The sequence below is a fragment of the Enterobacter sp. 5-4 genome (assembly GCF_000612205.1).
Lineage (GTDB): Bacteria > Pseudomonadota > Gammaproteobacteria > Enterobacterales > Enterobacteriaceae > Enterobacter > Enterobacter roggenkampii.
Map to the genome: position 1 here is coordinate 1 of NZ_JFHW01000036.1, position 20,863 is coordinate 20,863.

The 20,863-nt window shown below is 55.8% G+C and carries 17 protein-coding genes; 14 read left to right on the plus strand and 3 right to left on the minus strand.

The window, feature by feature from the left end:
- Nucleotides 1–84: 84 nt before the first annotated feature.
- Nucleotides 85–1,299 (minus strand): alanine transaminase AlaA, encoded by a 1,215-nt coding sequence (alaA, locus tag AA74_RS0120125; RefSeq protein ID WP_008500204.1) that lies wholly within the window; start codon nucleotides 1,297–1,299, stop codon nucleotides 85–87.
- Nucleotides 1,300–2,237: 938 nt separating this feature from the next.
- On the opposite strand from alaA, the gene lrhA reads away from it, so the two are divergent.
- The 14 genes from lrhA to nuoN all read left to right on the plus strand — a co-directional run bounded on the left by lrhA (nucleotide 2,238) and on the right by nuoN (nucleotide 18,747).
- On the plus strand, nucleotides 2,238–3,176 hold the full coding sequence (gene lrhA, locus AA74_RS0120130) for a transcriptional regulator LrhA (protein WP_021241557.1): 939 nt from the start codon (nucleotides 2,238–2,240) through the stop codon (nucleotides 3,174–3,176).
- 630 nt (nucleotides 3,177–3,806) lie between these two features.
- Nucleotides 3,807–4,247, plus strand: a complete 441-nt coding sequence (nuoA, locus tag AA74_RS0120135; RefSeq protein WP_006176516.1) for an NADH-quinone oxidoreductase subunit NuoA — start codon at nucleotides 3,807–3,809, stop codon at nucleotides 4,245–4,247.
- A gap of 15 nt (nucleotides 4,248–4,262) precedes the next feature.
- A complete protein-coding gene (gene nuoB, locus AA74_RS0120140; protein WP_003861482.1) occupies nucleotides 4,263–4,937 on the plus strand; it encodes an NADH-quinone oxidoreductase subunit NuoB in 675 nt (224 codons plus the stop codon).
- An 89-nt stretch (nucleotides 4,938–5,026) separates the two neighbouring features.
- On the plus strand, nucleotides 5,027–6,829 hold the full coding sequence (gene nuoC / locus AA74_RS0120145; RefSeq protein ID WP_008500207.1) for an NADH-quinone oxidoreductase subunit C/D: 1,803 nt from the start codon (nucleotides 5,027–5,029) through the stop codon (nucleotides 6,827–6,829).
- 2 nt (nucleotides 6,830–6,831) lie between these two features.
- Entirely contained in the window at nucleotides 6,832–7,332 is a 501-nt protein-coding gene (gene nuoE, locus AA74_RS0120150; protein ID WP_008500208.1) for an NADH-quinone oxidoreductase subunit NuoE, read from the plus strand.
- Nucleotides 7,329–8,666, plus strand: a complete 1,338-nt coding sequence (gene nuoF, locus AA74_RS0120155; RefSeq protein ID WP_008500209.1) for an NADH-quinone oxidoreductase subunit NuoF — start codon at nucleotides 7,329–7,331, stop codon at nucleotides 8,664–8,666. The genes nuoE and nuoF overlap by 4 nt, the downstream gene beginning before the upstream one ends.
- Nucleotides 8,667–8,721: 55 nt before the next feature.
- Complete coding sequence (nuoG, locus tag AA74_RS0120160) at nucleotides 8,722–11,445, plus strand: NADH-quinone oxidoreductase subunit NuoG (RefSeq protein WP_025913145.1); 2,724 nt, start codon at nucleotides 8,722–8,724, stop codon at nucleotides 11,443–11,445.
- Nucleotides 11,442–12,419, plus strand: a complete 978-nt coding sequence (gene nuoH, locus AA74_RS0120165; RefSeq protein ID WP_008500211.1) for an NADH-quinone oxidoreductase subunit NuoH — start codon at nucleotides 11,442–11,444, stop codon at nucleotides 12,417–12,419. Before nuoG ends, nuoH begins: the two co-directional genes overlap by 4 nt.
- A 13-nt stretch (nucleotides 12,420–12,432) precedes the next feature.
- A complete protein-coding gene (gene nuoI, locus AA74_RS0120170) occupies nucleotides 12,433–12,975 on the plus strand; it encodes an NADH-quinone oxidoreductase subunit NuoI (RefSeq protein ID WP_003861491.1) in 543 nt (180 codons plus the stop codon).
- A gap of 10 nt (nucleotides 12,976–12,985) precedes the next feature.
- Complete coding sequence (gene nuoJ, locus AA74_RS0120175) at nucleotides 12,986–13,540, plus strand: NADH-quinone oxidoreductase subunit J (protein WP_008500212.1); 555 nt, start codon at nucleotides 12,986–12,988, stop codon at nucleotides 13,538–13,540.
- A complete protein-coding gene (nuoK, locus tag AA74_RS0120180; RefSeq protein ID WP_003861496.1) occupies nucleotides 13,537–13,839 on the plus strand; it encodes an NADH-quinone oxidoreductase subunit NuoK in 303 nt (100 codons plus the stop codon). The genes nuoJ and nuoK overlap by 4 nt, the downstream gene beginning before the upstream one ends.
- A complete protein-coding gene (gene nuoL / locus AA74_RS0120185; RefSeq protein ID WP_008500213.1) occupies nucleotides 13,836–15,677 on the plus strand; it encodes an NADH-quinone oxidoreductase subunit L in 1,842 nt (613 codons plus the stop codon). The genes nuoK and nuoL overlap by 4 nt, the downstream gene beginning before the upstream one ends.
- A gap of 76 nt (nucleotides 15,678–15,753) precedes the next feature.
- Nucleotides 15,754–17,283: an NADH-quinone oxidoreductase subunit M gene (gene nuoM, locus AA74_RS0120190; RefSeq protein WP_008500214.1), complete on the plus strand. Its 1,530-nt coding sequence runs from the start codon at nucleotides 15,754–15,756 to the stop codon at nucleotides 17,281–17,283.
- Between the two features lie 6 nt (nucleotides 17,284–17,289).
- Nucleotides 17,290–18,747, plus strand: coding sequence for an NADH-quinone oxidoreductase subunit NuoN (gene nuoN, locus AA74_RS0120195; protein WP_008500215.1), 1,458 nt, complete (start codon nucleotides 17,290–17,292; stop codon nucleotides 18,745–18,747).
- A gap of 98 nt (nucleotides 18,748–18,845) precedes the next feature.
- Here the strand turns inward: nuoN and AA74_RS0120200 are convergent, their stop codons facing one another.
- Both AA74_RS0120200 and rbn read right to left on the minus strand, forming a co-directional pair.
- Complete coding sequence (locus tag AA74_RS0120200) at nucleotides 18,846–19,850, minus strand: chemotaxis protein (RefSeq protein ID WP_023312530.1); 1,005 nt, start codon at nucleotides 19,848–19,850, stop codon at nucleotides 18,846–18,848.
- A 64-nt stretch (nucleotides 19,851–19,914) separates the two neighbouring features.
- Nucleotides 19,915–20,832 (minus strand): ribonuclease BN, encoded by a 918-nt coding sequence (gene rbn, locus AA74_RS0120205; protein WP_025913146.1) that lies wholly within the window; start codon nucleotides 20,830–20,832, stop codon nucleotides 19,915–19,917.
- Nucleotides 20,833–20,863 lie beyond the last annotated feature (31 nt).

Here is a 20,863-nt window from a genome sequence, read left to right on the forward strand (position 1 = left end):
CTAAAAGTGTTACCTATGTTCCCGGTCTGATCTGTCACCTATGTATCCGGTCATACAGCAGCGCCACCCGGCAGAAAGGCAACGTTACTGATGGTATCCTGAGAGGAAGCGGCCGAAACGGCTGATGGCCATTTCCAGGTCATCTTCGCGCGGCAGCGTCACGATACGCACGTGATCCGGCCACGGCCAGTTAAACGCCGTGCCCTGAACCAGCAGCACTTTTTCCTGCAGCAGGAAATCGAGCACCATTTTCTGGTCGTCGTGGATATTGAAGCGCTTTGCGTCAATTTTCGGGAACATATAGAGCGCCCCGTTCGGCTTCACGCAGGAGACGCCCGGAATATCGTTAATCAGTTCCCACGCGCGGTTACGCTGTTCGTACAGGCGACCGCCGGGCACGATAAACTCGCTGATGCTCTGATAGCCGCCGAGCGCGGTCTGGATCGCGTGCTGCGCCGGCACGTTGGCGCATAAACGCATGGAGGCCAGCATCTCCAGCCCTTCAATATAGCCTTTGGCGTGTTTTTTAGGACCGTTTAACACCATCCAGCCCTGGCGGAAACCGGCCACGCGGTAGGTTTTGGACAGGCCGTTAAAGGTGACGGTCAGCAGGTCCGGGGCCAGCGCGGCGATGGAATGGTGCTGCGCCGCGTCGTAGAGGATCTTGTCGTAAATTTCGTCTGCAAAGATGATCAGGTTGTGCTGGCGGGCCAGCTCGACGATCTCCATCAGCAGCTCTTTTGAGTAGACCGCGCCCGTCGGGTTGTTGGGGTTAATAATGACGATACCGCGCGTGCGGGGCGTAATTTTTGCGCGTATATCATCCAGGTCCGGGAACCAGTCGGAGGATTCGTCGCACAGATAATGCACTGCTTTACCGCTGGACAGTGATACGGCAGCCGTCCACAGCGGATAGTCCGGCGCGGGTACCAGCATTTCGTCCCCGCTGTTCAGCAGGGCCTGCATTGCCTGCACAATCAGTTCGGAGACGCCGTTGCCGATATAGATATCTTCAACGGTAACATCACGCATACCGCGTGCCTGGTAGTGCTGCATAATGGCTTTACGTGCGGAGTAAAGTCCTTTTGAATCGCAATAGCCTTGTGCAGTCGGAAGGTTGCGGATCACATCAACCAGAATTTCATCCGGCGCTTCAAAACCAAACGGCGCAGGGTTACCAATGTTGAGTTTCAGAACCTTGTTGCCTTCTTCTTCAAGGCGTTTTGCCTCTTTCAGAACCGGGCCGCGGATGTCATAACAGACGTTATCTAGCTTGCTGGATTTTTCGATAGGGGACATGAACCTTTAACCTTTTCGCTATTATTGCCGCTCCCTGCCGTGGAAGTCAGCACGGAATAATGTACTCCCCCCTCGCTTCGTTTTGAAGGGTGTGCAGGAGAAGATTTTGTGCCCGGAGAAAATTATTGATGAATCTTTTTCGCTGCGCGTACGCTTTTTCACTGTCTTAAAGTTGCGCGCTTAGCGAGAGGTTAGGTTAAATGTGCTATCCATTTGCCAAAATACTGTATAATGTGCTGTTAAAAATAAGTGGTAAGCTGGACAGAGGTGGCAATCACCCTGAGTGACTTTTCGTAAAACCTGAATGCTTGATACCTGTTTCTGTAATAGCATACTGTGGATAAAAGTTACTCATGTGAAATTAATGTTAAGTGCCATTAATGAATAGTCTTAATCTAAATTAAAATTTATTTATTATTAACCTATAAAATGCAACTTTAGTTAATTTTAATAAAATTAGTTTAGAAGCTTAACATTCTTCTTTAATCCTTAATATTGCAATAAGACTTATAAATAAAGTGGATTTGGGTTAAGATGTCTTCAAGGAAAGCAGAGGACAGATGCACGTTTTTTGTATATCTGACACTGGTTTTCTGAATTAATTGATTGTTATTGTTAGAGTTATCTCTGGCTGGAATGTGTCGCACATCTCCTGCTACGTTGACAGCGCTGCGATACAGATGGCAGAAAAGGTGTTATACCTTTAATGTAATTTACATAAACCTGCGAACATCTAAATATCCTGAACGTTTAAGAGAATAAAAATAACGTCATGAAACGTGCTTTCTGACTGTTGATATAAAGCAGCACAATAACTATCTGTCAGGCAGTCTGCCGGGCCGGGATGCGAGGGAAAATCTTCAGAGGGAATTGCTTAACTGTACACACACAGCTTCAACCCGGGCAGCTCCGCACGAGCAACCTGAAAGTGAATAGATATGATAAATGCAAATCGTCCGATAATGAATCTCGACCTCGATCTGCTGAGAACGTTTGTTGCGGTCGCCGATCTCAACACTTTTGCAGCAGCTGCTGCCGCCGTTTGCCGAACTCAGTCCGCCGTCAGCCAGCAAATGCAGCGGCTGGAGCAACTGGTTGGTAAAGAGCTATTTGCCCGTCACGGGCGTAATAAGCTCTTAACGGAACACGGTATTCAGCTTCTGGGTTATGCCAGGAAAATTCTTCGCTTTAATGATGAAGCATGTATGTCATTAATGTTTAGCAACCTTCAGGGCGTGCTAACGTTAGGTGCATCTGATGAGTCGGCGGATACTATATTGCCGTTTCTTCTCAATCGCATCAGTTCGGTTTATCCGAAGCTTGCGCTGGACGTTAGCGTAAAGCGTAATGCTTTTATGGTTGAGATGTTAAATGAGAATAAAGTCGACCTGGTGGTCACCACGCATCGTCCCGGGCAGTTTGATTGCCTGACGCTGCGAACATCACCTACGCACTGGTATTGCGCGGCCGAATACGTGCTGCAAAAAGGCGAGCCGGTGCCGCTGGTGTTACTGGATGACCCGAGCCCGTTCCGCGATATGGTGCTGACGGCGCTGAATGAGGCCAATATTCCGTGGCGTCTGGCGTATGTGGCGTCCACGCTGCCAGCGGTGCGTGCCGCCGTGAAAGCCGGTCTGGGTGTTACCGCCCGTCCGGTAGAAATGATGAGCCCCGATCTGCGCGTTCTGGGAAAATCCGATGGCCTGCCTGCGCTGCCGGATACGGAATATCTGCTCTGCCATAATTCGTCCAGCCATAACGAGCTGGCAAAGGTGGTGTTCGAGGCGATGGAAAACTACCATAACCCGTGGCAGTTCGAGCGCGTTACCTCCGAAGGGGGGGATGATTCCCTGATCGTTGAAGGGGATTTTGAGTGATCGCCAGCTCAAAATTCTGGTAACAAAATGTAAGTGTAAAAAAAAGCCACTCGTGTGATTTTCACATGCAGTGGCTTTTTTTTAGCAATAATACCCGTGTATGCCGTGTGGATTTCCGGGATATCCTCTATTTATCAATAAGCTAAATGCTTTTGATTAAAACTCATCCGTTTTCCGTTCTAACTTCATCCATATCCCCCCTATGTTAAAAAAACAGGAAATATGTTGCCGTTTTCCAGGTTGAATTAACAAAAGCGTGTCGCAGATCAAGAAAATACTCCTATTTGGGGGGAGGAATCGTTGGCAAATCCTGTCAAAATAGGAGGGTTATTTTTTTTACTTCCGAAACGGACACGATTCAACAACATACATTTGACGGAAAGTCATGTACCCACCAGGGTTAAAGGGCACCAAATGTTAATGAGAATCGCTCGATGTAATTTAATGTGAAGAAACCTTTGTTAAAGTTGACAATAGGTTATAGAAAGGAGTAAAAAACCCCATCATTTTGCTGTCTAAGTCTCATTTCTGACAGTTAGTGTAAGGTTATTTGTTCCTCCCCATGAATCGATGTGATGCCCATCTGCCAGCAAGAGCAGTGTCGTTGGTATCACTTTTGATGAGTAAGCAATGAGTATGTCAACATCCACAGAAGTCATCGCTCATCACTGGGCATTCGCAATCTTTCTTATTGTAGCCATTGGCCTGTGCTGCCTGATGTTAGTCGGCGGCTGGTTCCTGGGCGGTCGCGCCCGTGCAAGGCACAAAAACACACCTTTCGAATCAGGTATTGATTCAGTAGGTACCGCTCGCTTACGCCTGTCTGCCAAGTTTTACCTGGTAGCCATGTTCTTCGTCATCTTCGACGTGGAAGCGCTTTACCTCTTCGCGTGGTCTACCTCCATTCGCGAAAGTGGTTGGGTGGGCTTTGTCGAGGCCGCAATTTTCATTTTAGTGCTACTGGCCGGTCTGGTTTATCTGGTGCGTATTGGCGCGCTTGACTGGACGCCTGCGCGTTCACGTCGTGAACACATCAACCCGGAAAACAGTATCTCTAATCGTCAGCAGTAACAGCGAGGCAATAAGATGGATTATACGCTCACCCGCATAGATCCTAACGGTGAGAATGACCGTTACCCCCTGCAAAAACAGGAGATCGTAACCGACCCCCTGGAGCAAGAAGTCAATAAAAGCGTGTACATGGGCAAACTCGAACATGCCATGCACGATATGGTCAACTGGGGTCGTAAGAACTCCATCTGGCCTTACAACTTTGGCCTTTCTTGCTGCTACGTTGAAATGGTGACGTCATTCACTGCGGTGCATGACGTTGCGCGTTTTGGGGCAGAGGTACTGCGTGCTTCCCCACGTCAGGCTGACCTGATGGTGGTGGCCGGTACCTGCTTTACCAAGATGGCACCTGTTATTCAGCGTCTTTATGACCAGATGCTGGAGCCAAAATGGGTTATCTCCATGGGCGCATGTGCTAACTCTGGCGGTATGTACGACATCTATTCTGTCGTACAGGGCGTAGATAAATTTATCCCAGTGGATGTGTACATCCCGGGTTGTCCGCCTCGTCCGGAAGCCTACATGCAGGCGCTGATGCTGCTGCAGGAGTCCATCGGTAAAGAACGTCGCCCACTGTCGTGGGTCGTTGGCGATCAGGGTGTGTATCGCGCGAACATGCAGTCTGAGCGCGAGCGTAAACGTGGTGAACGTATTGCCGTCACCAATCTGCGTACGCCTGACGAAATTTAATTTGCGCCTGTAGGCCTGGAGAACACCTTCGCATATCACTACTCAAATAGCGCGAAGCCAGGCTCAACAGTCACCACGGACCATTTGCAATGGTGAACAATATGACCGACTTAACCGCGCAAGAAGCCGCCTGGCAGACCCGGGATCATCTGGATGACCCAGTCATTGGCGAACTGCGCAACCGTTTTGGGCCGGATGCCTTTACTGTTCAGGCTACCCGCACCGGGGTACCCGTTGTTTGGGTGAAGCGTGAACAATTGCTGGAAGTTGTCGATTTCCTCAAGAAATTGCCAAAACCATACGTCATGCTGTTTGACTTACACGGCATGGACGAACGTCTCAGAACGCACCGCCAGGGTCTCCCTGCTGCGGATTTTTCCGTTTTCTACCACCTGATCTCAATAGACCGTAATACGGATATCATGCTCAAGGTGGCATTGTCTGAAAACGACATGCATCTGCCGACGATCACCAAACTTTTCCCGAACGCCAACTGGTACGAGCGTGAGACATGGGAAATGTTCGGCATGACCTTCGACGGCCACCCACACCTGACGCGCATCATGATGCCGCAGACCTGGACCGGCCACCCGCTGCGTAAAGACTACCCGGCACGTGCTACCGAATTCGATCCGTTTGAGCTGACCAAAGCCAAGCAGGATCTGGAGATGGAGGCGCTGACCTTCAAACCGGAAGACTGGGGCATGAAGCGCGGTACCGACAACGAGGACTTCATGTTCCTCAACCTCGGTCCGAACCACCCGTCTGCGCACGGTGCTTTCCGTATTATTCTTCAGCTCGACGGCGAAGAGATTGTCGACTGCGTGCCAGACATCGGCTACCACCACCGTGGTGCTGAGAAGATGGGCGAGCGTCAGTCCTGGCACAGCTACATTCCGTATACTGACCGTATCGAGTACCTCGGCGGCTGCGTCAACGAAATGCCATACGTGCTGGCCGTTGAGAAACTGGCAGGCATTACCGTGCCGGATCGCGTTAACGTGATTCGCGTCATGCTGTCAGAACTGTTCCGTATCAACAGCCACCTGCTGTACATCTCCACGTTCATTCAGGACGTCGGCGCGATGACCCCGGTCTTCTTCGCCTTTACCGATCGCCAGAAAATTTACGATCTGGTAGAAGCCATTACCGGTTTCCGTATGCACCCGGCCTGGTTCCGTATCGGCGGTGTGGCACACGATCTGCCGCGCGGCTGGGACCGTCTGCTGCGTGAATTCCTCGACTGGATGCCGAAACGTCTGGCCTCTTACGAGAAAGCCGCGCTGCGCAACACCATCCTGAAAGGGCGTTCCCAGGGCGTTGCTGCCTACGGCGCGAAAGAAGCGCTGGAGTGGGGGACAACAGGTGCAGGTCTGCGTGCGACCGGTATTGATTTCGACGTGCGTAAAGCCCGTCCTTACTCTGGCTACGAGAACTTCGACTTTGAAGTCCCGGTGGGCGGCGGCGTTTCCGACTGCTACACCCGCGTGATGCTGAAAGTGGAAGAGCTGCGCCAGAGTCTGCGCATCCTTGAGCAGTGCCTCAACAACATGCCGGAAGGCCCGTTCAAGGCGGATCACCCGCTGACCACGCCGCCACCGAAAGAGCGCACGCTGCAACATATCGAAACCCTGATCACCCACTTCCTGCAGGTTTCCTGGGGCCCGGTCATGCCGGCACAAGAATCCTTCCAGATGATCGAAGCGACCAAGGGTATTAACAGTTACTACCTGACCAGTGACGGCAGCACCATGAGCTACCGTACCCGCGTGCGTACGCCGAGCTTTGCGCACCTGCAGCAGATCCCGTCCGCCATCCGCGGCAGTCTGGTCTCCGACCTGATTGTGTATCTGGGTAGTATCGATTTTGTTATGTCAGATGTGGACCGCTAATTATGCACGAGAATCAACAACCACAAACCGAGGCTTTTGAGCTGAGTGAAGCAGAACGTGCCGCCATTGAGCACGAGATGCACCACTACGAAGACCCGCGTGCGGCGTCCATTGAAGCGCTGAAAATCGTACAGAAACAGCGTGGTTGGGTGCCGGACGGGGCGATCTATGCGATCGCGAAAGTGCTGGGTATTCCGGCAAGTGACGTAGAAGGCGTAGCCACGTTCTACAGCCAGATCTTCCGTCAGCCGGTAGGCCGCCATGTGATCCGCTACTGTGACAGCGTGGTCTGCCACATCACCGGTTATCAGGGCATTCAGGCTGCGATTGAGAAGAAGCTCAATATCAAGCCGGGCCAGACCACGTTCGATGGGCGCTTTACTCTGCTGCCAACCTGCTGCCTGGGTAACTGCGACAAGGGGCCGACCATGATGATTGATGAGGACACTCACAGCCATCTGACGCCGGAAGCGATTCCTGACCTGCTGGAGCAGTACAAATGAAAACTGTAATTCGTACTGCTGAGACGCATCCACTGACCTGGCGTCTGCGTGATGACAAACAGCCGGTATGGCTCGACGAATATCAGAGCAAAAACGGCTATGCCGGTGCGCGTAAAGCCCTTGGCGGCATGGCGCCGGACGACATCGTTAACGCGGTAAAAGAGTCTGGCCTGAAAGGCCGCGGCGGCGCGGGCTTCTCCACCGGTCTGAAGTGGAGCCTGATGCCAAAAGACGAATCCATGAACATCCGTTACCTGCTGTGTAACGCCGATGAAATGGAGCCGGGTACCTATAAAGACCGCCTGCTGATGGAGCAGCTGCCGCACCTGCTGGTGGAAGGCATGCTGATCTCTGCGTTCGCGCTGAAAGCGTACCGTGGCTACATCTTCCTGCGCGGTGAGTACATCGAAGCGGCAGAAAATCTGCGTCGCGCGATTGCCGAAGCCACCGAAGCGGGACTGCTGGGCAAAAACATTCTGGGCACCGGGTTTGACTTCGAGCTGTTCGTGCACACCGGTGCTGGGCGTTATATCTGCGGTGAAGAGACCGCGCTGATTAACTCCCTGGAAGGCCGCCGTGCGAACCCGCGTTCCAAGCCGCCGTTCCCGGCAAGCTCCGGCGTGTGGGGTAAACCGACCTGCGTAAACAACGTCGAAACCCTGTGTAACGTTCCGGCTATCCTCGCGAACGGCGTGGAGTGGTATCAGGGCATCTCCTCAAGCAAAGATGCCGGTACCAAGCTGATGGGCTTCTCCGGTCGCGTGAAAAATCCTGGCGTCTGGGAACTGCCGTTCGGTACCACCGCGCGCGAAATTCTTGAAGACTACGCCGGCGGCATGCGCGATGGCCTGAAATTCAAAGCCTGGCAGCCGGGTGGGGCAGGGACAGACTTCCTGACCGAAGCCCACCTTGACCTGCCGATGGAATTCGAAAGCATTGGTAAAGCAGGCAGCCGTCTGGGTACGGCGCTGGCGATGGCCGTCGACCACGAGATCGGCATGGTCTCGCTGGTGCGTAACCTGGAAGAGTTCTTCGCCCGTGAGTCCTGCGGCTGGTGCACACCGTGCCGTGATGGTCTGCCGTGGAGCGTGAAGATCCTGCGTGCAATCGAACGTGGCGAAGGCCAGCCTGGCGATATCGAAACGCTTGAGCAACTGTGTCGATTCTTAGGCCCGGGTAAAACCTTCTGTGCCCACGCACCGGGTGCCGTCGAACCTCTGCAGAGCGCGATCAAATATTTCCGCGACGAGTTTGAAGCAGGCATCAAGCAGCCGTTCAGCAATACCCATGCGATCAATGGGATTCAGCCGAACCTGCTTAAAGCGCGCTGGTAACGACAAGAATTTTGATTAACGCTCGGTTTCGACCGAGCCAACTGGAAGCATGCTAATGGCTACGATTCATGTAGACGGCAAAGAATACGAAGTCAACGGGGCGGACAACCTGCTGGAAGCTTGTCTGTCTCTTGGCCTCGATATTCCGTACTTTTGCTGGCATCCGGCGCTGGGCAGCGTCGGTGCTTGCCGCCAGTGTGCGGTGAAGCAATATCAAAACGCGGAAGACACGCGTGGTCGCCTGGTGATGTCCTGTATGACGCCAGCCACCGAAGGCACCTTTATTTCGATTGATGACGAAGAAGCCAAACAGTTCCGTGAAAGCGTTGTGGAATGGTTGATGACCAACCACCCGCACGACTGCCCGGTCTGTGAAGAGGGCGGTAACTGCCACCTTCAGGATATGACCGTGATGACCGGTCACAGCTTCCGTCGCTATCGCTTTACCAAGCGTACCCACCGTAACCAGGATCTGGGGCCGTTCATCTCTCACGAAATGAACCGCTGCATCGCCTGCTACCGCTGCGTGCGTTACTACAAAGACTATGCAGACGGTCAGGATCTGGGCGTGTATGGCGCACATGACAACGTCTACTTCGGCCGTCCGGAAGACGGCGTGCTGGAGAGCGAATTCTCCGGTAACCTGGTAGAAATCTGCCCGACCGGCGTCTTCACGGATAAGACCCACTCCGAGCGTTACAACCGTAAATGGGACATGCAGTTTGCGCCAAGCATCTGCCAGCAATGTTCTCTCGGCTGTAACACCAGCCCGGGTGAGCGCTACGGCGAACTGCGTCGTATCGAAAACCGTTACAACGGTACCGTTAACCACTACTTCCTGTGCGACCGCGGTCGTTTCGGCTATGGCTATGTGAACCTGAAGGACCGTCCGCGTCAGCCGGTTCAGCGCCGTGGCGACGACTTCATTACCCTGAACGCTGAACAGGCGATGCAGGGCGCGGCAGATATTCTGCGCCAGTCGAAGAAAGTGATTGGTATCGGCTCCCCGCGCGCCAGCATCGAAAGCAACTTCGCGCTGCGCGAGCTGGTCGGGGCGGAAAACTTCTATACCGGCATCGCCCAGGGCGAGCAGGAACGTCTGCAGCTGGTACTGAAAGTGCTGCGTGAAGGCGGTATCCATACCCCTGCGCTGCGCGAAATTGAATCCTATGATGCGGTTCTGGTGCTGGGTGAAGACCTGACGCAGACCGGCGCACGCGCGGCTCTGGCGGTTCGTCAGGCGGTGAAGGGAAAAGCACGTGAAATGGCAGCGGCGCAGAAAGTGGCTGACTGGCAGATTGCGGCAATCCTGAACATCGGCCAGCGCGCGAAGCACCCTCTGTTTGTGACCAACGTCGACAATACCCGTCTGGACGATATTGCGGCGTGGACCTACTGCGCACCGGTTGAAGATCAGGCGCGTCTTGGCTTTGCCATTGCCCACGCGCTGGACAACAACTCACCGGCCGTTGAGCTGGATCGCGACCTGCAAAACAAGGTTGACGTGATTGTTCAGGCCCTGGCCGGTGCGAAGAAACCGCTGATTATTTCCGGTACCAACGCCGGTAGCGCAGAGATCATTCAGGCCGCAGCCAACGTGGCCAAAGCCCTGAAAGGCCGCGGTGCTGACGTTGGCGTGACCATGATTGCCCGTGCGGTGAACAGCATTGGTCTGGGCATGATTGGCGGCGGCTCGCTGGAAGCTGCGTTAAGCGAACTGGAATCCGGTGCCGCTGACGCCGTGGTGGTGCTGGAAAACGACCTGCATCGTCATGCTTCTGCCGCGCGTGTCGACGCTGCACTCTCTAAAGCGCCGCTGGTGATGGTTATCGATCATCAGCGCACCGCGATTATGGATAAAGCGCACCTGGTGCTCTCTGCGGCAAGCTTCGCAGAAAGCGACGGTACCGTTATCAACAACGAAGGCCGCGCGCAGCGTTTCTTCCAGGTTTATGACCCGGCGTACTACGACAGCAACACCGTGATGCTGGAGAGCTGGCGCTGGCTGCACTCCCTGCACAGCACCGTGCAGAGCCGTGAAGTGGACTGGACGCAGCTCGACCATGTTATCGACGCGGTGGTGGAAAAACTGCCTCAGCTGGCAGGCATTAAAGATGCCGCGCCTGAAGCGAGCTTCCGCATTCGCGGCCAGAAACTGGCGCGTGAACCGCACCGTTACAGCGGCCGTACCGCGATGCGCGCCAACATCAGCGTGCACGAACCGCGCCAGCCGCAGGATAAAGACACCATGTTCGCCTTCTCCATGGAAGGGAACAACCAGCCGTCTGCGCCGCGTTCGCAAATCCCGTTCGCATGGGCACCGGGCTGGAACTCCCCGCAGGCATGGAACAAGTTCCAGGCTGAAGTGGGCGGCTCCCTGCGCCACGGCGATCCGGGCGTGCGTCTGATTGAAGCCTCCGAAACCGGTCTGGACTTCTTCACCACCGTACCGGCGAGCTTCCAGGCGCAGGACGGTAGCTGGCGTATTGCCCCGTACTACCACCTGTTCGGTAGCGACGAGCTGTCCCAGCGTTCACCGGTCTTCCAGACCCGCATGCCGCAGCCGTACATCAAGCTCAACCCGGCGGATGCCGCGAAGCTTGGCGTTAACGCGGGCGCGAACATTGCCTTTAGCTATGACGGCCAGACCATCAGCCTGCCGCTGATTATTTCTGAAAGTCTGACAGCAGGGCAGGTCGGTCTGCCGATGGGTATGCCTGGCATCGCGCCGGTTCTGGCGGGTGCGCGTCTTGATAATCTGCAGGAGGCAAAAGCATGAGTTGGTTAACGCCGGATCTTATCGACATCCTGCTGAGCATTCTGAAAGCGATTGTCATTCTGCTGGTGGTGGTCACCTGTGGTGCGTTCATGAGCTTTGGTGAACGTCGTCTGCTTGGTCTGTTCCAGAACCGTTACGGACCGAACCGCGTGGGCTGGGGTGGTTCACTCCAGCTGGTCGCGGACATGATTAAGATGTTCTTTAAAGAGGACTGGATCCCGCGCTTCTCGGATCGCGTGATCTTTACTCTGGCACCGATGATCGCCTTCACCTCGCTGCTGCTGGCGTTTGCTATCGTGCCGGTCAGCCCGACCTGGGTGGTCGCTGACCTGAACATCGGCATTCTGTTCTTCCTGATGATGGCAGGCCTCGCGGTTTACGCGGTCCTGTTCGCAGGCTGGTCCAGTAACAACAAATACTCGCTGCTGGGTGCGATGCGTGCGTCCGCGCAGACCCTGAGCTACGAAGTGTTCCTGGGTCTCTCCCTGATGGGCGTGGTGGCGCAGGCCGGTTCATTTAACATGACCGACATCGTCAACAACCAGGCCGACATCTGGAACGTGATTCCGCAGTTCTTTGGGTTTATTACCTTTGCTATCGCGGGCGTGGCGGTGTGTCACCGTCACCCGTTTGACCAGCCAGAAGCCGAACAGGAACTGGCCGACGGTTACCACATCGAATATTCCGGTATGAAATTCGGTCTGTTCTTCGTGGGCGAGTACATCGGTATCGTCACCATTTCCGCGTTGATGGTAACGCTGTTCTTCGGTGGCTGGCATGGCCCGTTCTTACCGCCGTTCATCTGGTTCGCGCTGAAAACCGCGTTCTTCATGATGATGTTCATTTTGATTCGCGCAGCGTTACCGCGTCCGCGTTATGACCAGGTAATGTCCTTCGGTTGGAAAGTGTGCCTGCCGCTGACGCTCGTCAACTTGTTGGTAACGGCCGCTGTCATTCTCTGGCAGCAGCCATAAGGGGCAATAGACCATGACCTTAAAAGAATTACTGGTAGGCTTCGGTACCCAGGTACGCAGTATCTGGATGATCGGCCTGCACGCGTTTGCCAAACGCGAAACCCGGATGTACCCGGAGGAGCCGGTATATCTGCCGCCGCGCTACCGTGGCCGTATCGTGCTGACGCGCGACCCGGACGGTTCCGAGCGCTGCGTTGCCTGTAACCTGTGTGCGGTAGCGTGCCCGGTTGGCTGTATCTCTCTGCAGAAAGCCGAGACGGTAGACGGCCGCTGGTACCCTGAGTTCTTCCGCATCAACTTCTCACGCTGCATTTTCTGCGGTCTGTGTGAAGAAGCGTGCCCAACCACGGCGATTCAGCTGACTCCAGACTTCGAGCTGGGTGAGTACAAGCGTCAGGACCTGGTGTACGAGAAAGAGGATCTGCTGATTTCCGGTCCGGGCAAATACCCGGAATATAACTTCTACCGGATGGCGGGTATGGCAATCGACGGCAAAGATAAGGGCGAAGCAGAGAACGAAGCCAAGCCTATCGACGTCAAGAGCCTGTTACCGTAAGGAGAGGGCAATGGAATTCGCTTTTTATATCTGTGGCCTTATCGCCATCCTGGCTACGCTGCGAGTGATCACGCACACCAACCCGGTGCATGCGCTGCTGTACTTAATCATCTCGCTGCTGGCCATTTCCGGGGTGTTCTTCGCACTGGGCGCGCACTTCGCCGGTGCGCTGGAAATCATCGTCTACGCCGGGGCCATCATGGTGCTGTTCGTGTTCGTCGTGATGATGCTGAACCTGGGCGGCTCTGAAATCGAGCAGGAACGTCAGTGGTTAAAACCGCAGGTGTGGATCGGCCCGGCAATTTTGTCGGCCATCATGCTGGTGGTGATCGTGTACGCCATTCTGGGTGTTAACGATCAGGGCATCGACGGCACGCCGATTGGCGCTAAAGAGGTCGGTATTACGCTCTTTGGCCCATACGTTCTGGCGGTTGAACTGGCCTCCATGCTGCTGCTGGCAGGTCTGGTTGTGGCCTTCCACGTTGGCCGCGAAGAGCGTGCTGGCGAGGTGCTGAGCAACCGCACTGACGACCGCGCGAAAAGAAAAACGGAGGAGCGCGCATGATCCCCTTAACACATGGACTGATCCTCGCTGCGATTTTATTCGTTCTGGGTCTGACTGGTCTGGTTATCCGCCGCAATCTGCTGTTTATGCTGATCGGGCTGGAAATCATGATTAACGCCTCCGCGCTGGCCTTCGTGGTCGCCGGAAGCTACTGGGGCCAGACCGATGGTCAGGTGATGTACATTCTCGCCATCAGCCTTGCGGCTGCCGAAGCGAGTATTGGCCTGGCGCTGTTGCTGCAGCTCCATCGTCGCCGCCAGAATCTGAACATCGATTCAGTAAGTGAGTTGCGTGGATGAACATGCTTGCCTTAACCATTATTTTTCCGCTGATTGGCTTCGTGCTGCTGGCGTTTTCTCGTGGCCGCTGGTCTGAGAATCTGTCTGCAACCGTCGGCATGGGCTCTGTTGGCCTGGCCGCGCTGGTGACAGCGTATGCGGGTATCGACTTCTTTAACAACGGGCGTCAGCCTTTCAGCGTGCCGCTGTGGACCTGGATGTCGGTCGGTGATTTCAACATCGGTTTCAACCTGGTGCTGGATGGTCTCTCCCTGACTATGCTCTCCGTGGTCACCGGCGTCGGCTTCCTGATCCACATGTTCGCCTCCTGGTATATGCGCGGTGAAGAGGGTTACTCCCGCTTCTTCGCCTACACCAACCTGTTTATCGCCAGCATGGTGGTTCTGGTCCTGGCCGATAACCTGCTGCTGATGTATCTGGGCTGGGAAGGCGTGGGTCTGTGTTCTTACCTGCTGATCGGTTTCTACTATACCGATCCGAAGAATGGCGCAGCGGCCATGAAAGCGTTCGTCGTGACCCGCGTGGGTGACGTCTTCCTCGCTTTCGCGCTGTTCATTCTTTACAACGAACTGGGCACGCTGAACTTCCGCGAAATGGTTGAACTGGCGCCAGCGCACTTCGCCGCAGGCAACAACATGCTGTGGTGGGCAACGCTGATGCTGCTGGGTGGTGCCGTGGGTAAATCCGCGCAGCTGCCGTTGCAGACATGGCTGGCCGACGCGATGGCGGGTCCAACCCCTGTCTCCGCGCTGATCCACGCTGCGACCATGGTTACCGCCGGTGTTTACCTGATTGCGCGTACCCATGGCCTGTTCCTGATGACTCCGGAAATTCTGCACCTGGTGGGTATCGTAGGTGCGGTCACGCTGGTGCTGGCAGGCTTTGCCGCGTTGGTGCAGACCGACATCAAGCGCGTACTTGCGTATTCCACCATGAGTCAGATTGGTTACATGTTCCTCGCGCTGGGCGTTCAGGCCTGGGACGCGGCCATTTTCCACCTGATGACGCACGCGTTCTTTAAAGCGCTGCTGTTCCTCTCATCCGGTTCGGTGATTCTGGCCTGCCATCACGAGCAGAACATCTTCAAAATGGGCGGACTGCGTAAGTCCATCCCGCTGGTGTATGTCTGCTTCCTGGTGGGCGGCGCGGCGCTGGCGGCACTGCCGTTGATCACCGCGGGCTTCTTCAGTAAGGACGAAATCCTTGCGGGTGCCATGGCGAATGGTCATATCAATCTGATGGTTGCGGGTCTGGTCGGTGCGTTCATGACCTCCCTGTATACCTTCCGTATGATTTTCATCGTATTCCACGGTAAAGAACAAATTCACGCTCACGCAGGGAAGGGGATTACCCATCACCTGCCGCTGATTGTGCTGCTGGTACTGTCCACCTTCGTTGGCGCGATGATTGTGCCTCCGCTGCAGGGCGTGCTGCCGGCGACAACCGAGCTTGAGCACGGTCGCGTTCTGACGCTTGAAATCACCTCCGGTGTGGTCGCTATCGCGGGCATCCTGATTGCGGCATGGCTGTGGCTGGGCAAACGTACGCTGGTCACTGCCGTGGCCAACAGTGCGCCGGGCCGCCTGCTGGGCACCTGGTGGTACAACGCGTGGGGCTTCGACTGGCTGTACGACATGATCTTCGTTAAGCCGTTCCTGGGCATCGCGTGGCTGCTGAAGCGCGACCCGCTGAACAGCCTGATGAATATCCCGGCGATCCTTTCCCGCTTTGCAGGCAAAGGCCTGCTGTACAGCGAGAACGGTTACCTGCGCTGGTATGTGGCGTCCATGAGCATCGGTGCGGTTGTCGTGCTGGCGCTGCTGATGGTGTTGCGTTGATCGTTAAGTGAATTTTATTCGAATTCGTTGAAAATCAGGCCCCTGCTGGGGGCCTTAAAAAGGAATGTAAATCGCCATGTTACTACCCTGGCTAATATTAATTCCCTTCATCGGCGGCTTCCTGTGCTGGCAGACTGAACGCTTTGGCGTGAAGATGCCGCGCTGGATCGCGCTGATCACCATGGGATTGACGCTCGCGCTTGGCCTGCAACTGTGGTTGCAGGGCGGTTACTCACTGACCCAGTCTGCGGGCATTCCGCAGTGGCAGTCTGAGTTCATCCTGCCGTGGATCCCACGTTTCGGCATTACGATCCACCTGGCGATTGACGGTCTCTCACTGCTGATGGTGGTGTTGACCGGCCTGCTCGGCGTTCTGGCGGTACTCTGCTCCTGGCGTGAAATCGAAAAATACCAGGGCTTCTTCCACCTGAACCTGATGTGGATCCTGGGCGGCGTGATCGGCGTGTTCCTTGCCATCGACATGTTCCTGTTCTTCTTCTTCTGGGAGATGATGCTGGTGCCGATGTACTTCCTGATCGCGCTGTGGGGCCACAAGGCGTCCGACGGTAAAACGCGTATCACGGCGGCAACCAAGTTCTTCATCTATACCCAGGCGAGTGGTCTGGTGATGTTGATTGCCATTCTGGCGCTGGTGTTTGTTCACCACAACGCGACCGGCACCTGGACCTTCAACTACGAAGACCTGCTGAAGACCCCAATGTCGCACGGCGTGGAATATCTGCTGATGCTGGGCTTCTTCATCGCCTTCGCGGTGAAAATGCCGGTGGTTCCGCTGCACGGCTGGCTGCCAGACGCGCACTCTCAGGCGCCAACGGCGGGTTCCGTTGACCTGGCGGGCATCTTGCTGAAAACGGCGGCCTACGGTCTGCTGCGTTTCGCTCTGCCGCTGTTCCCGAACGCCTCCGCAGAATTCGCACCGATTGCCATGTGGCTGGGTGTGATCGGTATCTTCTACGGTGCCTGGATGGCCTTCACCCAGTACGACATCAAGCGTCTGATTGCCTACACCTCCGTTTCCCACATGGGATTCGTGCTGATTGCTATCTACACCGGCAGCCAGCTGGCGTACCAGGGGGCGGTGATCCAGATGATTGCGCACGGTCTGTCCGCAGCCGGCCTCTTCATCCTGTGCGGCCAGCTGTATGAACGTCTGCACACCCGCGACATGCGTATGATGGGCGGCCTGTGGAGCAAAATTAAGTGGCTGCCAGCGCTCTCCATGTTCTTCGCGGTGGCGACTCTGGGGATGCCGGGCACCGGTAACTTCGTCGGCGAATTTATGATTCTGTTCGGCAGCTTCAAAGTGGTACCGGTGATTACCGTGATCTCCACCTTTGGTCTGGTGTTCGCTTCCGTCTATTCGCTGGCGATGCTGCACCGCGCTTACTTCGGTAAAGCGAAGAGCGAAATTGCTGCACAAGAACTGCCGGGGATGTCGCTGCGTGAGCTGTTCATCATCCTGCTGCTGGTCGTACTGCTGGTGCTGCTGGGCTTCTTCCCGCAGCCGATTCTGGATACCTCGCACAGCGCGATGGGCAATATCCAGCAGTGGTTTGTTAATTCTGTTTCTACTACAAGGCCGTAATTCGCCATGACAATAACTCCACAACAACTGATCGCGCTGCTACCGCTGCTGATCGTCGGATTGACGGTGGTGGTTGTGATGCTCTCCATTGCGTGGCGACGCAATCACTTCCTGAATGCCACGCTGTCGGTCATCGGCCTGAACGCCGCGTTAGTCTCACTCTGGTTTGTTGGCCAGGGTGGGGCGATGGACGTCACCCCGCTGATGCGCGTTGACGGTTACGCCATGCTGTATACCGGTCTGGTGCTGCTGGCGAGCCTGGCAACCTGTACCTTTGCGTACCCGTGGCTTGAAGGCTACAACGACAACAAAGAAGAGTTTTACCTGCTGGTTCTGATTGCCGCGCTGGGCGGCATTCTGCTGGCGAATGCGAACCACCTGGCCGCGCTGTTCCTCGGCATTGAGCTGATCTCTCTGCCGCTGTTCGGTCTGATTGGTTACGCCTTCCGCCAGAAGCGCTCGCTGGAAGCAAGCATCAAGTACACCATCCTGTCTGCGGCGGCGTCCTCGTTCCTGCTGTTTGGTATTGCGCTGGTGTACGCACAGTCCGGTAACCTCTCCTTTATGGCGCTCGGCAAGAGCCTCGGTGACGGCATGCTGCATGAGCCGCTGCTGCTGGCGGGTCTGGGCATGATGATTGTTGGCCTTGGCTTCAAACTCTCTCTGGTCCCGTTCCACCTGTGGACGCCAGACGTCTACCAGGGTGCACCGGCTCCGGTGTCGACCTTCCTGGCGACGGCGAGCAAAATCGCCATCTTCGGGGTGGTGATGCGTCTGTTCCTGTACGCGCCGGTGGGAGACAGCGAAGCGGTTCGCGTGGTGCTGGGCATCATCGCGTTCGTCTCCATCATCTTCGGTAACCTGATGGCGCTGAGCCAGACCAATATCAAGCGTCTGCTGGGCTACTCGTCTATCTCTCATCTGGGCTACCTGATGGTGGCGCTGATTGCGCTGCAGAGCGGTGAGATGTCGATGGAAGCCGTGGGCGTCTATCTGGCCGGCTACCTGTTCAGCAGCCTCGGCGCCTTCGGCGTGGTGAGCCTGATGTCCAGCCCGTACCGTGGTCCGGATGCCGATTCACTGTTCTCTTACCGTGGTCTGTTCTGGCACCGTCCGATCCTGTCCGCCGTAATGACCGTGATGATGCTCTCTCTGGCCGGTATTCCGATGACGCTTGGCTTTATCGGTAAGTTCTACGTGCTGGCCGTCGGTGTGCAGGCGCACCTGTGGTGGCTGACCGCGGGCGTGGTGATCGGCTCCGCGATTGGTCTCTACTACTACCTGCGCGTGGCCGTGAGCCTGTACCTGAGCGCACCTCAGCAGCTCAATCGTGATGCTCCAGGCAACTGGCAGTACAGCGCTGGTGGTATCGTGGTACTCATCTCCGCGCTGCTGGTGCTGATCTTCGGTATCTATCCGCAACCGCTGATTGATATCGTGCAGCGCGCGATGCCATTAATGTAAAAACAAAAACCCGCCTCGGCGGGTTTTTTATTGCCCAGCGTCGCTACGCTTGCAGGGCCTACGGGTTTTGTAGGTCGGGTAAGCGTAGCGCCACCCGACTAAGCCAGCTGTTTACGGCTAATCAACGGCCCGTCAATCTTCTTCATCGAGCGGTCCAGCACCTCCTCAATCACCGACGACAGCTCGTTCAGCTCAAACTTCGCGACGTACCCGTCGGCCTTCACCTTGCGAATATGGTCTTCGTTGGCGTTGCCGGAAAGGGAAGAGTGGATCACCACCGGAATATCCTTCAATACCGGATCGGTTTTGATTTTGCGCGTCAGCGTAAAACCGTCCATCTCCGGCATTTCGAGGTCGGTCAGCACCAGCGCGATCTTATCGGTGATCGGCACGCCCTCAGCCTGCGCCTGTGCGGCCAGCACGCCAATTTTTTCCCACGCGTCTTTGCCGGTGATGTGCAGCTGCGCTGGGATCTCCATCGCCTGCAGACCTTTCTCCAGCATCGAACGCGCCACTTTGGAATCTTCCGCCACAATCGCGACCGCGCCCGGCTTGATATGGAATTTGGTGGTCTTCAGATTGGTGGCGTGCAGATCGTGGTTGGCCGGGGTGATGTCATACAGGATCTGCTCAACGTCCAGCACCATCGCCAGATCGTTGGTATCCGTTTTCTCATCCAGGCAGGCAATGCTGGTGATATAGCGACCGCTGACGGCGGTTTCCGCCGCGTGCACCTGCTTCCAGTCCAGACGCATGATGTTCTCAACCGACTCCACGGCAAACGCCTGCACGCTGCGCGCATATTCGGTGATCAGCAGGATATTCAGCCCGGTGGTGGGCTTACAGCCCGCCACGGCGGCCAGGTCAATCACCGGGATCACCTGATCGCGGATATTCACCATTCCCATCAGCGGTGATTTCATCCCGGCGGGTTTCGTGAACTCCGGCATCGGCACAATTTCACGCAGCTTAAAGACGTTAATGCCAAACAGCTCAGATTTATTTTCGTTAAGAGAGGTGCCAAGACGGAACAGCAACAGTTCAAAACGGTTCGACAGGGTCAGATTCGCCCTGTCATCAATATCTTTCTGGAAATTATCCATTCTACCCTCGAGAGAAATGCTGACCTTTTAATCGTTATCGGCATCCTGAGGGAAAAATGAAGGACTAAACGCTGACCTGAGCGAAATCTTCGGCCAGCTCACATTCCGGGAACAGCGCGCGGCACTCTTCCAGCAGCTTTTCACAGCCCCGCGCGTCGTAGCGCGAGCTGACGTGGGTGATGATGAGCCTCCCGACGCCCGCGTCACGGGCTAGCTGCGCCGCCTGACGCGTGGAGCTATGACCCCGGCCGTTGGCTTTCTCTTCCATCGCCGTTTCAAGCGTCGCTTCATGCACCATCACGTCCACGCCCTGGGCAAGCGTGAGCGCCGCCCGGCACGGGGCCGTGTCGCCAAAGATCGCCAGCTTCTTGCCGGGCTGCGGTGCGGCGAGATAATCCTGCCCATTGATGATGCGCCCGTCCTCCAGCGTGACTGTCTCGCCGTGCTTCAGGCGCTGGAACAGCGGCCCGGGTTTTACGCCATCGGCCATTAGCGCGGCGGCGTCCAGCGCGCCGGGTTTGTCATGCGCTTCAATGCGATAGCCATAGCACTCAACGGGATGATTCAGCGGCTGAGCGCTCACCTTATAATCACCGTCATCGAAAACCAGGCCTTCGCTAATCTCAACGACCTCCAGCGGATAATCCGTCCACGACCCGCTCAGGCGCAGCGTGGTTTCAACAAATTCACGAATACCCGCAGGCCCGTAAATCGTCAGCGGGTTGGCGTTACCGGCCATCGAGCGGCTGCACAGCAGGCCGGGAAGGCCAAACAGATGGTCGCCATGCAGATGGGTGATAAAAATTTTATCCAGCTTGCCGGGGTGATAAGCGGTGTGTAGGAGCTGATGCTGCGTCCCTTCACCACAGTCAAACAGCCACAGCCCGCCGCGGGTGGGGTGTTTAAGATCCAGCAGTATCGCCGTCACATTCCGTGAGCGGGTTGGCACGCCCGCGGACGTACCCAGAAAAATCAGTTCCATAACGCAATCAGCCCTTTGCTGAACGGGGAGG